Annotated in this window: 17 protein-coding genes; 8 read left to right on the top strand and 9 right to left on the bottom strand. The window is 70.5% G+C overall.

Annotated features, from left to right (window positions below; genetic code table 11):
- The first annotated feature begins 72 nt into the window (after positions 1 to 72).
- A complete protein-coding gene (locus WAT24_RS12790; RefSeq protein WP_345786364.1) occupies positions 73 to 537 on the top strand; it encodes a helix-turn-helix domain-containing protein in 465 nt (154 codons plus the stop codon).
- 7 nt (positions 538 to 544) lie between these two features.
- Here the strand turns inward: WAT24_RS12790 and WAT24_RS12785 are convergent, their stop codons facing one another.
- The gene (locus tag WAT24_RS12785) at positions 545 to 997 is read right to left on the bottom strand and encodes a BON domain-containing protein (RefSeq protein ID WP_336808276.1); all 453 of its coding nucleotides are present in this window, start codon (positions 995 to 997) and stop codon (positions 545 to 547) included.
- A 250-nt stretch (positions 998 to 1,247) separates the two neighbouring features.
- Here WAT24_RS12785 and WAT24_RS12780 point away from each other — a divergent pair, with 250 nt between their 5' ends.
- Together WAT24_RS12780 and WAT24_RS12775 are read left to right on the top strand one after the other, a co-directional pair.
- Positions 1,248 to 1,607, top strand: a complete 360-nt coding sequence (locus tag WAT24_RS12780; RefSeq protein ID WP_336808275.1) for a GFA family protein — start codon at positions 1,248 to 1,250, stop codon at positions 1,605 to 1,607.
- A 177-nt stretch (positions 1,608 to 1,784) separates the two neighbouring features.
- A complete protein-coding gene (locus tag WAT24_RS12775) occupies positions 1,785 to 2,441 on the top strand; it encodes an NAD-dependent epimerase/dehydratase family protein (RefSeq protein WP_336808274.1) in 657 nt (218 codons plus the stop codon).
- A gap of 22 nt (positions 2,442 to 2,463) precedes the next feature.
- Here WAT24_RS12775 and WAT24_RS12770 read toward each other — a convergent pair whose 3' ends face one another.
- Positions 2,464 to 2,904: an SRPBCC family protein gene (locus tag WAT24_RS12770; RefSeq protein ID WP_336808273.1), complete on the bottom strand. Its 441-nt coding sequence runs from the start codon at positions 2,902 to 2,904 to the stop codon at positions 2,464 to 2,466.
- Between the two features lie 173 nt (positions 2,905 to 3,077).
- Between WAT24_RS12770 and WAT24_RS12765 the strand changes: the two genes are divergently transcribed.
- Positions 3,078 to 3,590, top strand: a complete 513-nt coding sequence (locus tag WAT24_RS12765; protein ID WP_336808272.1) for an NUDIX hydrolase — start codon at positions 3,078 to 3,080, stop codon at positions 3,588 to 3,590.
- A gap of 568 nt (positions 3,591 to 4,158) precedes the next feature.
- On the opposite strand, the gene WAT24_RS12760 is transcribed toward WAT24_RS12765, so the two are convergent.
- On the bottom strand, positions 4,159 to 4,581 hold the full coding sequence (locus WAT24_RS12760; RefSeq protein ID WP_336808271.1) for a hypothetical protein: 423 nt from the start codon (positions 4,579 to 4,581) through the stop codon (positions 4,159 to 4,161).
- Between the two features lie 136 nt (positions 4,582 to 4,717).
- The gene (bla, locus tag WAT24_RS12755; RefSeq protein ID WP_336808270.1) at positions 4,718 to 5,563 is read right to left on the bottom strand and encodes a subclass B3 metallo-beta-lactamase; all 846 of its coding nucleotides are present in this window, start codon (positions 5,561 to 5,563) and stop codon (positions 4,718 to 4,720) included.
- Between the two features lie 216 nt (positions 5,564 to 5,779).
- On the opposite strand from bla, the gene WAT24_RS12750 reads away from it, so the two are divergent.
- The gene (locus WAT24_RS12750) at positions 5,780 to 6,286 is read left to right on the top strand and encodes a hypothetical protein (protein WP_336808269.1); all 507 of its coding nucleotides are present in this window, start codon (positions 5,780 to 5,782) and stop codon (positions 6,284 to 6,286) included.
- Between the two features lie 7 nt (positions 6,287 to 6,293).
- Positions 6,294 to 6,743: a DUF421 domain-containing protein gene (locus tag WAT24_RS12745; RefSeq protein ID WP_336808268.1), complete on the top strand. Its 450-nt coding sequence runs from the start codon at positions 6,294 to 6,296 to the stop codon at positions 6,741 to 6,743.
- A gap of 75 nt (positions 6,744 to 6,818) precedes the next feature.
- Here WAT24_RS12745 and WAT24_RS12740 read toward each other — a convergent pair whose 3' ends face one another.
- From WAT24_RS12740 to WAT24_RS12725, 4 genes are all read right to left on the bottom strand, one after another.
- Complete coding sequence (locus tag WAT24_RS12740; protein WP_336808267.1) at positions 6,819 to 7,406, bottom strand: hypothetical protein; 588 nt, start codon at positions 7,404 to 7,406, stop codon at positions 6,819 to 6,821.
- Positions 7,407 to 7,456: 50 nt separating this feature from the next.
- Positions 7,457 to 8,041 carry a hypothetical protein gene (locus WAT24_RS12735; protein ID WP_336808266.1) on the bottom strand — a complete coding sequence of 195 codons (585 nt, stop codon included), beginning with the start codon at positions 8,039 to 8,041 and terminating at the stop codon, positions 7,457 to 7,459.
- A 144-nt stretch (positions 8,042 to 8,185) separates the two neighbouring features.
- A complete protein-coding gene (locus WAT24_RS12730) occupies positions 8,186 to 9,001 on the bottom strand; it encodes a hypothetical protein (protein ID WP_336808265.1) in 816 nt (271 codons plus the stop codon).
- Between the two features lie 162 nt (positions 9,002 to 9,163).
- Positions 9,164 to 9,706: a protein tyrosine phosphatase family protein gene (locus tag WAT24_RS12725; RefSeq protein ID WP_336808264.1), complete on the bottom strand. Its 543-nt coding sequence runs from the start codon at positions 9,704 to 9,706 to the stop codon at positions 9,164 to 9,166.
- 50 nt (positions 9,707 to 9,756) lie between these two features.
- Here WAT24_RS12725 and WAT24_RS12720 point away from each other — a divergent pair, with 50 nt between their 5' ends.
- Entirely contained in the window at positions 9,757 to 10,182 is a 426-nt protein-coding gene (locus WAT24_RS12720) for an SRPBCC family protein (RefSeq protein ID WP_336808263.1), read from the top strand.
- Between the two features lie 121 nt (positions 10,183 to 10,303).
- On the opposite strand, the gene WAT24_RS12715 is transcribed toward WAT24_RS12720, so the two are convergent.
- Positions 10,304 to 11,107, bottom strand: a complete 804-nt coding sequence (locus WAT24_RS12715; protein WP_336808262.1) for a hypothetical protein — start codon at positions 11,105 to 11,107, stop codon at positions 10,304 to 10,306.
- 194 nt (positions 11,108 to 11,301) lie between these two features.
- On the opposite strand from WAT24_RS12715, the gene WAT24_RS12710 reads away from it, so the two are divergent.
- Positions 11,302 to 12,261 (top strand): hypothetical protein, encoded by a 960-nt coding sequence (locus WAT24_RS12710; protein ID WP_336808261.1) that lies wholly within the window; start codon positions 11,302 to 11,304, stop codon positions 12,259 to 12,261.
- Positions 12,262 to 12,353: the final 92 nt, after the last annotated feature.

The raw sequence follows: 12,353 nt of genomic DNA, 5'->3' as shown, positions 1-12,353 counted from the left end.
CATGCTGTCCTCGGCTTGCGTCGTCGCTGCGGTTGGGACAGCCTACGAATTCAAGTCGACTTGAGGTCAAGCATGAAGGCGCTGGACATCGCCGAGGTGGCTCGGCGCTCGGGCCTCCCGGCCTCGACGCTGCGCTATTACGAGGAGAAGGGCCTGATCGCGTCGGTCGGTCGCCATGGCCTGCGCCGGTTGTTCGACTCCGGCGTACTCGAGCGCCTGTCGCTGATCGCGCTGGGGCGGACCGCGGGTTTCACGCTGGAGGAGATCGCCGGCGTGTTCGCCCCCGACGGCCGGCCGCGGATCGACCGGCAGCAACTGGCGGCGCGGGCGGACGCGCTGGAGCACACCATCCGGCGGCTGGCCGCCCTGCGCGATGGCCTGCGCCACGCAGCCGCCTGCCCTGCGCCGGACCACCTGGCTTGCCCCCGTTTCCGCCGCCTGTTGCGGCTGGCCGCCGCGACGCAACGGCGCGCGCGTCCTGCCTCGCCGGCGGCTCCGCGCCCCGACCGGTCCAGACCCGGCCGCGGGGCACGCTGAGCGACGCTCAGTGCTGGGTCTGGCTGGCCTGCGCATGGCCCACGGCGAGCCGGTTGTCGACGCTCTCCACGCCCAGCATGCCGGCCACGGACGCCACCAGCTGGTCGACCTCGCTCAGCTTGGCCGAACCGCTCAGCGTGACCACCCCGTTCTCGACGTGGACCTCCACCTTGCCCGGTTGCGCCACGAGATGGCCGAGCTGAGAGCGGATCCGGTCCTGCAGTTGCTCGTCGTCCACGGGTTCGTCACGCATGCGTGCCTGCATCTGTGCCGCCGCGCCGTGCAGGCGGTCGGCCGCGTGCCGCACCTTGCCGCGCGCGTAATCCTCCACCTCGTGACCCGCGGACACCGCCTTGTCGCGCGCCAGCGCGCGGCGCCGGCGCCCGGCCACCGGGTCGAGCATGTACATGGTGATCGCCCCCGCCGCAAAAGCGGTGGCGAGCTTGATCAAGTGCTTCACAGCCGCCTCCTGGTCGTTGCGAGTGCCGATGGACTCGAGAACGTCCCGGCATATTGCCCGCGGCCGCGGCAACGGCATGCGAAAGCACCGTGGCGGGTGCATGAGCGCGCCCGCGCGCGGGTGCCGGCGCCCGTGCGGCAGGCCGGTTTTTGCGTACCGGTACGCAAAAGGCGCCCCTGCAGGCCGCCGGGCGCTCAATAAAAGCGCCCCCGGGCCGATCCTGTCTGCATTGATGCACCGGGAGGTCCTGATGCCCATCGCCGCCTGCCATTGCGGGACCGTCCGGCTGGACGTGCCGCCGCTTCCCGACGAGGTGGCCTACTGCAGCTGCGCGATCTGCCGCCGTTACGGCGCATTGTGGGCGTATTACCCGCTCGGTGCGGTGCAGGTCACCGCCCCACCCGACAGCATGGAGAGCTACGTCGGAAGCGAGCGCACGCTCGCCTTCGTGCGCTGTCGCCGCTGCGGCTGCGTCACCCACTGGGAGCCGCTCGAAGGCCGTGGCGACGAGCGGCTGGGCATCAACGCCCGCAACCTCGACCCGGACGAGCTGGAGCACGTGAACATCCGCTGGCTCGACACCGAGGCATGCGGCGCGCCCTCACCGTAGGCCCGGCAACAGCCGGCCTCAACCGGCATTCGTCCGGTCGAGGCCGTGCCCGCACCGCGCCCTGCGGTGGCCGGCCGCCCGCTCGGGCGGATCGAGCACGTCCGGCTCCGGCACGCGCACGCACACCCCGCACCGACACCGGCCGCGCTAGGCTCCGTCCGTCAGCGGAGACGGACGATGCGCATCCTCGTCACCGGCGCCACCGGACTGGTCGGCCAGGGCGTCCTGCGCGAGTGCCTGCAGGCGCCGGACCTAGAACGGGTGGCGGCGCTCGGCCGCCACCCTACCGGCGTACGCGACCCCAGGCTGGACGAGCTGCTCTGTCCCGACTTCGCCGACCTCGGGCCCGTGCGCGAGCGTCTCGCGCCGTTCGACGCCTGTTTCTACTGCGCCGGCGCGCCACCACTGGGCACGCCCGAGCCGACCTATCGACACGTCACGCTGACCCTCACGCTCAACGTGGCCGGGGCCTTCGCGCAAGGGAACCCGGGCGGCCGGTTCCTGTACGTCTCCGGCGCCCATGCCGATCCGCGCAGCCGTGTCATGGCGCTGCGGGTCAAGGGTGAGACCGAACGGGCGCTGGCCGCCCTGCCCATCACCACGATCATGCTCCGGCCGGGTGGCATCCAGCCCGTGGATGGCGTGCACTCGCCGCACCACGGGCTCGACCTGCTTTACCGGCTCGGTGCGCCGGCACTGACGCTGGCCGTGCGCCTGATGCCGCGTTACACGACCACTACCGCCCGCGTCGGCCGCGCCATGCTCGCGCTGGCGCGCGAACCGGCACCACCGGCCGTGGTGGAGAACGCGACGATCAACCGCCTGGGCGGCTGAGTTGCCGTCCCCGGCACCGGACTCAGTCGGGAATCTCGGCCTCGACCAGGCTGGCCAGCAGCGCGAGCGATTCCTGCCAGCCGAGATAGCAGGCCTCGGTGGGGATCGCGTCGGGGATGCCCTCCTGCACCACGGTCAGCTCGGTCCCGCAGGACACCTTGGCCAGGCTGACCGTGGTGGTCATCCGGCCGGCCAGATTCGGGTCGTCGAAGGCGTCCGTGTAGCGCAGGCGCTCGTCCGGGCGCAGCTCCAGGTAGGTGCCGCCGAAGGTGTGGCTCTTGCCGGTCGAGAAGTTGGTGAACGACATCCGGTAACTGCCGCCCTCCCTGGCGTCCATGTGGTGCACCTTGCCGGTGAAGCCGTGCGGCGGCAGCCACTTGGCCAGGGCGTCGGGATCGAGGAAGGCGCGGTACAGGCGCTCCGGCGTGGTGCGCAGCACACGGTGCAGTTTGACGGTACCCATGATGTGACCTCGTCGCGTGGGAATGAAAGGATGCCTTTCCCCCTCGACGGGCGCACCTGCCCGGTTTCGACACCGGCGCAGCGGGCGGCGAGGTGGATCACCCGCGACAGCGGCCGTCGCGCAGAGGCCCGCGGGCGCGTACGCTCGCCCCACCCGTCTTCTGGAGACGACGCATGCAGGGCATCCCCACGCGTTGCACGATGGTGTCGGTGGTAACGGTGCGCGGCGCCGGCGAGGCCGCCCGCACGCTGCTGCTGCGCCGGGCCAGGGCGCACCTGCACGGCCTGTGGGTCTATGCCGCCGGGCACATCGAGCCCGGCGAGAAGGCGTGGCAGACCGCGGCGCGCGAGCTGGCTGAGGAAACCGGCCTGCGTCCCACCGCGCTGTACTCGGCCGACCGCTGCGAGACCTACTACGACGCGACCGAGGAGTGCATCGCCGTGGTCCCCGCCTTCGTCGCCTTCGTCGACGCCGATGCCGCAGTGCGCCTCGACGCCGAGCACGACGACCACGCCTGGCTGTCCTTCCCCGAGGCGATCGCGCGACTCCCGTTCGGCGGCCAGCGCTCGCTGTTCGCGCACGTGCAGCGGGAGTTCGTACTGCGCCCGCCTTCGCCGGTGCTGCGCATGCCGCCGGGCGGGTCGGACGGCGCCGGGCGGGCGCCGGTCGAGCCGACCCGCGGGTGAGGCGGCGTCCTTTTTTCGGTTATCGTCCACGCGCCCGAATTCCCGTGACACCCGGAGGCGCCGCCAGGCGCTGCTGCTGCGGCTGGGCCTGTGGGGCTCTGCCTCGCCTTCGTGCGGCTGGGCCTGCTGAACGTCTACGGCGACCCGATGCCACGGTCCCAGCAGCACTCGCCCCTGTGGATGCTGCCATCGTTCCTCGGCACCCGGAAATACCCGCCCTCGCTGCTGTACCTGCTGATGACGCCGGGGCCGTCGCTGCTCCTGCTGCGCGCGTTCGATGCACGCACGCCCGCGTGGCTGTGCCCTGCGCTGGCCTACGGCAAGGTGCCACTCTACGTGCTGCGCTTCTACGCCATCCACCTGCTGGCGGTGGCCGAGGCGTACCTCCGCTACGGCGACGCTGACGGCCTGTCCCGCTCGCCGGACCTGGGCCATTTTCCGTTCACCGCGCCGCCGGGCTGGGACCTGGGCCTGCCCGCCATCTGTCTGCTGCGGGCAGGCATCGTGCTGGCGTTCTATCCGCTCTGCCGCGGGTACGCGGGCGTGAAGCGCCGGCGCAACGGGTGGCTCAGCTACCTCTCACGGGTGCCGCCGCGTCGGCGCCGAACGGGCCGCGCAGCAGCAGCATCCCGTAGAGCAGCGCGAAGGCGCCGAACAGCAGGGCGAGCCCGCCGAGCACCGGCGGCGCGCCGTTCGCCTTCGCCGCATGGGCCAGGCTGAAGGCGCTGACCAGGTACAGGCCCAGGTTGGCCAGCACGGTCGGCCGACCGTAAATGCCGCCGACGACGATGCGTCGCTGGTTCCAGTTGAGCCAGGCCACGGCGAGCCATCCGGCCGACACCAGTTGCCCGAGTACGGTGGCTCCGGCAGCCATGCCCGGGAGCACGTGCGGCAGCAGCACGTCGGAGGCGAACAAGAGCGCGATGCCCCCGGCGCCGAGGACGATGGCGCTCGCCGTGGTGATGAGTGTGGACGTGCGTGTCGCGTTCATTCCCTTGCCCCTGTGTCGGTCGTGCGATGAAGGCGCCGGGCATCGGATGGCCGCCCGGGTGCGCCCGGCGGGCGCAGCGTATCACTGGCGGTCAGGCTGCGGCGGCCGCAGGCCGGTACCGCCGCATCGGGCCACCTCAGCGATCGCCGCGCTTCGCCACGTCCCGTCGAAAGGTGGCCTCGGCGCGGTCGACGTAGCGCAGGTAGCCCGCCCGGTCGATGAAGGGCGCCACCGGGTCGGTGGCCTTCGCACGCTGCGCCAGCTTGCGCTGCATGCCGAAGAAGCTCGCGTGGGAGCCCAGGAAGAGCTCGGCCGGAAGGCTGCGCAGTGTGCGGAAGCTCCGCTCGAAGCCGGCCTGGCGGCCGGGATAGTCGAATGGCAGCACGGTCAGGCTGCACACGTCCACGGCCAGCCATCGGCGTGCGCCGTCGCGCACGGGGAACGACCACGAGGTGCAGCCGGGGGTATGGCCGGGGGTGGCGTGCGCCGTGAGCTCGATCGGACCGAGGCGGACCGTCGCACCATCGTCGAAGCGGTGGTCGATACGCGGGGCCGGGTAGCCGGTCAGGCCGAGGTACGCGAGCAAGCGGAAGGGCCCGAGCGTGGGGTCGCCGACGCCGCCCGCGGCGACCACGCGGGCATCGCCCCGGCTGATCCACAGCTGCGCCCCCGAGGCCTTCTGCAGCGCCGCCAGTCCGCCGGCGTGGTCCTCGTGCGCATGCGTGTTGAGCAGCACCTTCACGTCGGTGATGCGGAATCCGAGCCTGGCGATGTTCGCCATGATCCCGGCCGCGGACTCCGGATAGCCGCCGTCGATCAGCACGTGCCCCTGCGGCCCGGTCAGGAGGAAGGCGGTGACGTCGGGCGTGCCGACGTAATACAGGTTGCCTGCGATGGGGAAGGGCTCGAAGGCCACCTGCCGGTTGTGATGGATCGCAGACCGCCAGGCGGTCAGGGCCGCCGCCGCCAGCACGGCTGCCATGCCGAGCACGACCCATCGCCAGTGTCGTCTCGTCCGTGGGCGCATCCGCTGCTCCTCCCTGCCGGAGCCTGGCGCACGCGCCAGTGGCGTCACTATACATGGCTCTGCTATGTAAGCAAGCACCCGCCGAATCCAGCGTCCATCCCGCGTGTGTGTTCACGTGATGCACGCGTTTCGGGTCGTATCAAGAACCGCCCGGGATCGGACGTCCACAGCGTGCAAACGAACGACCAGCGCCTGCAGATCGAAGAGGATCGCGATCACCAGTACTTCGAATGGCGGGCCGAGCGCATCGGCTGGGTCGCAATGGCCGCGCTGCTGGCAGCCGGATTGCTGGGCCTGCTCGGCTACGGCCCGCTGAGCCGGGCCCGGGCCGGCGAACCCGGCACGCTGTCGGTGCAGTACGACCACCTGCAGCGCTCGAGCGCGCCGAGCCAATACCGCTTCGTCGTCTCACCTTTGCTGGTGCGTCACGGCGAGCTGCGTCTGCGTTTCGACGATGCACTGCTGGAGGAAGTCGAGATGAAATCGATCGTGCCCGAGCCCACCGAAACGCGCTCGGGCCCCGGCTACACCGAATTCGTGTTCGCCATGGACGCCACGGGCAAGGCGCCGGGGCGCATCCAGTTCCAGTATCAGCCGACCACGTTCGGCCACGTGCGCGGGCGCGTCACCGCCGACGGCGCCGCTCCCCTGGTCATCGACCAGATCGTCTATCCCTGAGGCAGCCATGGAATCGGTCATCCGCGGTGTCGTCGTCTACGCGTTCCTGTTTCTGATCTTCCGCATCGCCGGCAAGCGCACGCTGGCGCAGACGTCGCCGTTCGAACTGGTGCTGCTGCTGATCATCTCGGAAACCACCCAGCAGGCCATGGTGGACAGCGACCACTCGGTCACCAACGCGCTGTTGCTGATCATGACCCTGGTGGGGCTCAGCGTCGTGCTGTCGGTCATCAAGCACCGTTCGAAGGCCGCGAGCCGCTGGCTGGAAGGCCTGCCGGTGCGCGTGGTGCGCGACGGCGTGTGGGACAGGGAGGTGGGCGACAGGATGCGGGTGGAAGAGGCCGAGGTGCTGACCGCGGCGCGTGCCACACACGGCCTGGAACGCATGGAAGACATCAAGCACGCCGTGGTGGAGAACGACGGCACCATCTCCATCGTGCCGCGCGACGGCGGCTGACCCGCCGCCTCCCAGGGACGCTCCTTCGGGCGGCTTCGCCACGCGAGCAACGGATGCTCGCCCTGCGGCCACGGGTCAGGCGCCTTCGCACTCTCCCACGGAGTGGGCACCGTCCCATCCGCTCCGGGTCGCACGCCGGTGCCGGAGCCAGAGCAGCCCGATCGCAGGCACCGCGCTGAACAGGCGAACGCCAACGGCCAGCCACCCGCCCGCGGCGTTGCCCGAAGCGACCGCGAGCACGTTCCACGAGGCGTTGAGCGAGACGTGCAGGGCCAGTAAGGCCAGTTCCTCGGCCAACGGAAACACGAGCGACAGCCAGAACAGCGGAATCCACCCGAAGTCCCGCGACAGCCCGCCCTGCCAGCCCAGCACGCCCCAGGTCGGGAGGGTCGCCAGCAGCACCAGTGCCGGCCCGGCCATGCCGTTCCACGCCAGGCCCCGCTGTCGCGCCAGCCACGCGCGATCGCGCCCCAGCCAGGCCGCCACGGCGACCGCCACGAGTACCGCCAGCAGGTTGTCCATCGCCGCCCCGCCGAACGGGAAGGGAAAGCCCGGGACGGACAAGCCCACGCGTTCGGCGAGGTCGCGCACGTCCAGCGCAAAGACGAGTACCAGCACTGCCAGCGCCGCCCGCCAACGACCGATCCATCGGTGGTCTGCCATGACCTGCCCCTGTCCTCGCAACGGGTGCCGTCGATCGCCCGGCAACCGTATCAGCCGCCGTACTGCTCCGGAATCGGCAGGTCCGGCCGCTCGCCCTGCCAGTAGATCGTCACCACCCACCAGCGGTGCCCGTCGAACAGCAACTGGATGCTGTTGATGCCGCGCTGGAACGGCTTGGCATCGTTCGCGGCATGGCGCGACTCGTAGGTGCTGAAGACCTGGGCGATGTGGCCGTAGCGGTCCACCGTGCGGTGCACCTCGCGTTCGAAGAAGCCCTCCTTCTCCAGCAGCGGTGCGCCGAGGCGGATGTAGTCCTCCACGCTCAGCACGCGGGCCTGGACGATCCCGTCCTTGCCGGCATGCACCGGGATCAGCCGCGCCCCAGGGACGAACAGCGAGCGCAGCCGGTCCCAGTCGCGCTTCTGGCCCTTCGGACCGGAGATCACGTCGTACAGCGCCCCCAGGATCGCATCCATCGAGGCCACGTCGGCCGGCCGCGCCGCCGGTAGCCCGGGCGCACTCGCCGCGGTGCGGGCGGAAGCCGGCGCCGTCTGCGCCACGGCCGGTTGCAGCGCGATGCCGGCCGGCACCCATGCGCAGGCCATCAGTACGGAACGGAACCAAACGGCACCCATGGTGTGCCCTCCCTGTTCGTGGAAAGGTCGCAGAATTTCAAGCCATCGGCAGGCAGGTGCACGTGCAGGTTTCGACGTGCATCGCCCCTGACAACACGCCAACGATCAACCGCACTCCCCTCAGCGAGCCTGCTGCCCGGCACATCACGCAATGCCCGGCAGTTCGGGCGGAACTCCGGCCTCTCCGGCCTGCTCGCGGAAACGCTTCCTCCTGGCCAGGAACCAGATGGCACCGAGCGGCAGGGACACCGAAACGGTCCAGGGACCATAAGCGGGCTGGAAGGCGGCCGCACCGAACAGTTGGAAGGAGACCGGCAGGAAGCGCCATTCCCCGGTCGTCCAGTTGATCGACAGGCTGCACACGCCGAGCAGGATGAACAGGATCCACAGCCATTTCCTGTGCGGAAGCGGCGTGCGGATACACGCCACCAGCGCGAACAGGCAGAGCAGCGGCACGAGCACGGCCCCGGTCAGCACCAGGTAATGCAGCGGGCTCTTGCCGGCGAGCCGGAAGCGGTTGGCCTCCTCCAGCGAGCTCGTGAGCTGCTGCACGTGGAAGCCGACGATCGTGGCGGCGCCGTCCTTCCTCTGCACGGCAACGTTGATCAGCAGCCATCGGTCCGGGTATTGGTATTCGAACGTGTGGTTGCTCTGGCGGAGCCCACTGCCTTCGAACGTGGTCACCCCGACCAGCTTCACTGACAGCGGCGCCGGTGCCGGCAGGATGCGGGCCATCGCCACGACCTGCTCGTGCAGCGCCGGCGTCTGCAGGGCCCGATCCATGTCCTGCTCGATTTGCCCGTAGCGGTGCGCCCGCAGCAGGTCGATGTAATGCGTGGCCAGCTTTTCCTCGGCCGGTGAACTGACTGCCTTCAACCGGCCCGCGTGGTCGCACCCGCCCACCAGCACCAGGCACGCGACGATCAATGCCCTTCCCAGATACCGCATGCGGCCCCCCAAACCCCTTGTCGGTGCCCGATGCGCGGCGCACCTTCCCTTGCGGACCATAGCACCCGGGCACGGCCCCCGCGCGTGCCTCCCGGAAGCCGCCGGATGTTCGGGCACGGGGACGCCTGCGGGATATCGGAAGCGAGGGATCCAGGGCAGCGGCGGCAGACCACTTCAGGATGCCGGCCGTGGCGCAGCCTGGCCGGTCGAGGCGTGCAGCCGCGCGCGCACCGCCGGCTCCAGGCTCTTCAGGCCCCAGCGGCGGCCTTCCTCGATCGCGGCTTCAACGGGTCGATCCTGCAGCCACGCCGCACGCAGGGCGACCAGGGCGCCGACCCGGTTGCTGCTGGCGCAATGCACCAGCGTCCGCTGCGTACCCGCATCGCCAAGCAGGTGGTCGAACCGCGCGACGTTGGCGCGGGTCAGGTCCGCGGGCCCGCGGATCGGGAGGTTGTGGTAGACGATCCCGGCAGCGCGCAGGGCCGCGGCTTCGTCGAAGCCGGGCGTCTCGCTGTCGAGGCTGAGGTCGATCACCTGGCGGATGCCGGCCCGCTTCAGCACGGGGACGTCGCCCGCCTGCAGGCGCCCGGACGCGACCCGGTGCGGCGCCGGGAAGGCGACGTGAGGTAGCCGGGCCACTGCGCCATCGGCCGGTACCCCGGCCCAGGCGACACCGGCGCACAGCAGGCACGCCAGCGGCAGAATGAAGCGGTTCATGACCGAGACCCTCGCCGAGACACCCCCACAAGATACGCGCAAGGAAGACCATGCCGAGGTACGAAGCAAGCACGACGATCGAGGCCCCCGCGGACGGCGTCTGGCGCCTGCTCTGCAGCGTGGACGCCTGGCCGCAATGGCTGCCGACGGTGAGCCGGGCCCAGGCCCTGGATGGAGGGCCGCTGGCAGTGGGCAGGCGCTACCGCATCGAGCAACCGCGGCTACGTCCCGCGATCTGGACCGTGACCGCGCTCGAGTCCGGCCGACGGTTCGAGTGGCGCGCCAGGTCACCCGGCATGACCATGGTGGCCGACCACCGCGTCGCGCCCGAGGGACATCAGGCGGTGCGGGTGCAGCTGTCCTTCGCCTTCCGGGGATTGCTCGGCAGCGTGCTGGGCATGGTCTACGGCGATCTCGCGCGCCGCTACCTGCAGCAGGAGGCGCAGGCATTGAAACAGCGGGTGGAGGCCGGCTGAAGCCGCCGATCGCGGCAGCCGTTCCGTTGCGTACTGCCCTGCCCTGGCCGCATCGTGTTCTCCAACGGCATGAGCCCGGGCCCTCGCGGTCGCGAGCGGCCCGGGCTCCATTCGCAGGGCCTCAGTGCGGGATCTTGTAGTTGCCGTGGTTGTCGATCGGGCACGCCGTCTCGTTGCCCACCAGCGCCGGATCGAAGCGGAACAACGGGATCTGATCGGTGAGGTAGGCGCCCGTGGCGTTGAACGCGTTCAGTCCGTACGGCGCGGCAGCCGCGCCGAACGTGTTGGCGTTGGGCGTGGTCAGCACCTGGAACAGGGTCGGCTCGGCGGGCGAGGGCGTGATGTAGAAGCCCGGGACCACCGTGTCGTTGAAGGCGGCGTATTTGTCCACGCCGATCAGGTCCCATGCGCCCTGCGAAGCGTTGCGCCAGAAGCCGGGCGAGCACCAGGCGCCCTGGGTCTCCAGCGGCTTGCAGCCGTGGCTCACCACCAGCTGGACGTTGCCCTTGGCGTTGCCCGTGTAGGCGGCGGTGACCGGAGTGGCGACCAGGGTCTGGTAGGGGTAGTAGGTGCTGGCGTACTTGAACGTGCCGCCGACCTTGACCATCTGCACGGTCTTGTCCGGCAGGCTGAGCGTGGCGGAGGTCGCGCCATTGGCGGTCAGCACCCAGACGAGGTAGGCGTCGCCGGTCTGGTACGGCTGTCCCGGGCCGTGCCAGTCGGCAAACTGGCCAGTGCCGCCGTCGTTGGCGTCGTCCTGCCCGGTGAGGCCACAGCGTTCGTCGTTGAGGTTGTAGGTCGTGCCGTCGTAGATGAAGCCCTGCCCCGTGTAGGTCACCACGGCGCCGGCAAGCGCCGGCGCCGCCGCGAACAAGGTGACCAGAAGGGTCGGCAGGACGATGCCGAGCGCGCGCTTGATATTCATAGGCCTGTGCTCCGAGGGATCCCCGCCGCATCTGGGGAGCGCAGCATGCGCGCGCACGGTGAGCGTTATGAATACTCCGGTTGGCGTATGCGCCGGCTGCCGCCGTACCCGGCCTCCGGAACGGCACGGGCCGCGGGCCTCCTCCGGTGCGGGGGGGCGGCGGATGGGACAGAAGACCTATCGACAGTGCGGCCATGGACCGCCACCCTGTTCGTCCGATCCTTCGGAAGCCTGGAAAAATGACGGCCGGACCGGTACTCGTCCTCGCGATCGCCACCTCGACCATCGTCGTCGGCCCGCTGATCCTCGGGTTCGCCGCCCTCGCATCCGATCGCTCCACGGAGGTCAAGCCCGCGCCGCCTGGCCCGGGCTGGCGCCTGATTGCGGCCTCCACCCTGCTCTACGTCCTCGCCTTCAACCTGACGTTCTTCATCCAGGAACTGTTCCTTGTGCTGCCCAAGGCGCTCACGCCCGGCCTGCGCCCGACCCTGTACCACAACAACCACAGCTGGGAGGGCACGAATCCGCTCGCGGCCCTGTTCCAGGGCACCGGGGCGTCGGCAACCCTGCTGGTCGGCCTGTTCTGCCTGTGGCTGCTGCACCGGCCGCGGTGGCGATCCAACGGCGCGCGGCTGTTCCTGCTGTGGATGGCTTATTGCGGCTGCTTCATGGCGTTGCCGCAGGTGGTCATCGGGGCACTGAGCCCAGCCAGCGACCTCGGCATGGCGATGGGTTACCTGCAGCTCGGCACCTCCGGGCGCCTGGGCGCGGCGCTCCTCGTGCTGGGCCTGATGCCGCTCCTTGCGTTGCAGCTCTGCCGGCCCGCGCTCGAGACCGCGAACTCGGCCGAGGCCGTGGCACACCCGCGCGCGCGTACGCGCTTCGTGCTCGAGGCGGTGGCCCTGCCCGCGCTGCTGGGCAGCGTGCTCGTCATCCCGTTCCGCATGCCGCGCGAGATGCTGGAGGTGGCCCTGGTACCGTTGCTCGTGATCCTGCCTGGCATTCCCTGGATCCAGGCCGGAGCCTGGCGCGTGCGCAAGGTCACCGCCCGAGGCGCCGCGACTGCCTGGCCGCTGGCCTACCCGCTCGTCGCCGTCGTGGCGTTGCTGCTGTTCTTCCAGCTCGTGCTGAGGCCGGGCATCCGCTTCTACTGACCGGCAACCGGCACGCAGCGCGGCGGCCGTCCCGGGCCGGATCGTACATCGGCGGCCCATGGCGGGCGGCGCCGTGTCGATCCGCCCCTTCC

Source organism: Fulvimonas yonginensis, from assembly GCF_037137055.1.
In the GTDB taxonomy this organism is placed as follows: domain Bacteria; phylum Pseudomonadota; class Gammaproteobacteria; order Xanthomonadales; family Rhodanobacteraceae; genus Frateuria_A; species Frateuria_A yonginensis.
This window is presented reverse-complemented; position numbering and strand designations above follow the sequence as displayed.

Coding starts and splice junctions, on each gene's coding strand:
- WAT24_RS12790 (WP_345786364.1), top strand. CDS start 73: ATGAAGGCGCTGGACATCGCCGAGGTGGCTCGGCGCTCGGGCCTCCCG.
- WAT24_RS12720 (WP_336808263.1), top strand. CDS start 9,757: ATGCCGAGGTACGAAGCAAGCACGACGATCGAGGCCCCCGCGGACGGC.
- WAT24_RS12735 (WP_336808266.1), bottom strand. CDS start 8,041: ATGGGTGCCGTTTGGTTCCGTTCCGTACTGATGGCCTGCGCATGGGTG.
- WAT24_RS12760 (WP_336808271.1), bottom strand. CDS start 4,581: ATGAACGCGACACGCACGTCCACACTCATCACCACGGCGAGCGCCATC.
- WAT24_RS12765 (WP_336808272.1), top strand. CDS start 3,078: ATGCAGGGCATCCCCACGCGTTGCACGATGGTGTCGGTGGTAACGGTG.
- WAT24_RS12740 (WP_336808267.1), bottom strand. CDS start 7,406: ATGGCAGACCACCGATGGATCGGTCGTTGGCGGGCGGCGCTGGCAGTG.
- WAT24_RS12775 (WP_336808274.1), top strand. CDS start 1,785: ATGCGCATCCTCGTCACCGGCGCCACCGGACTGGTCGGCCAGGGCGTC.
- WAT24_RS12710 (WP_336808261.1), top strand. CDS start 11,302: ATGGACCGCCACCCTGTTCGTCCGATCCTTCGGAAGCCTGGAAAAATG.
- WAT24_RS12780 (WP_336808275.1), top strand. CDS start 1,248: ATGCCCATCGCCGCCTGCCATTGCGGGACCGTCCGGCTGGACGTGCCG.
- WAT24_RS12745 (WP_336808268.1), top strand. CDS start 6,294: ATGGAATCGGTCATCCGCGGTGTCGTCGTCTACGCGTTCCTGTTTCTG.
- WAT24_RS12725 (WP_336808264.1), bottom strand. CDS start 9,706: ATGAACCGCTTCATTCTGCCGCTGGCGTGCCTGCTGTGCGCCGGTGTC.
- WAT24_RS12715 (WP_336808262.1), bottom strand. CDS start 11,107: ATGAATATCAAGCGCGCGCTCGGCATCGTCCTGCCGACCCTTCTGGTC.
- WAT24_RS12770 (WP_336808273.1), bottom strand. CDS start 2,904: ATGGGTACCGTCAAACTGCACCGTGTGCTGCGCACCACGCCGGAGCGC.
- bla (WP_336808270.1), bottom strand. CDS start 5,563: ATGGCAGCCGTGCTGGCGGCGGCGGCCCTGACCGCCTGGCGGTCTGCG.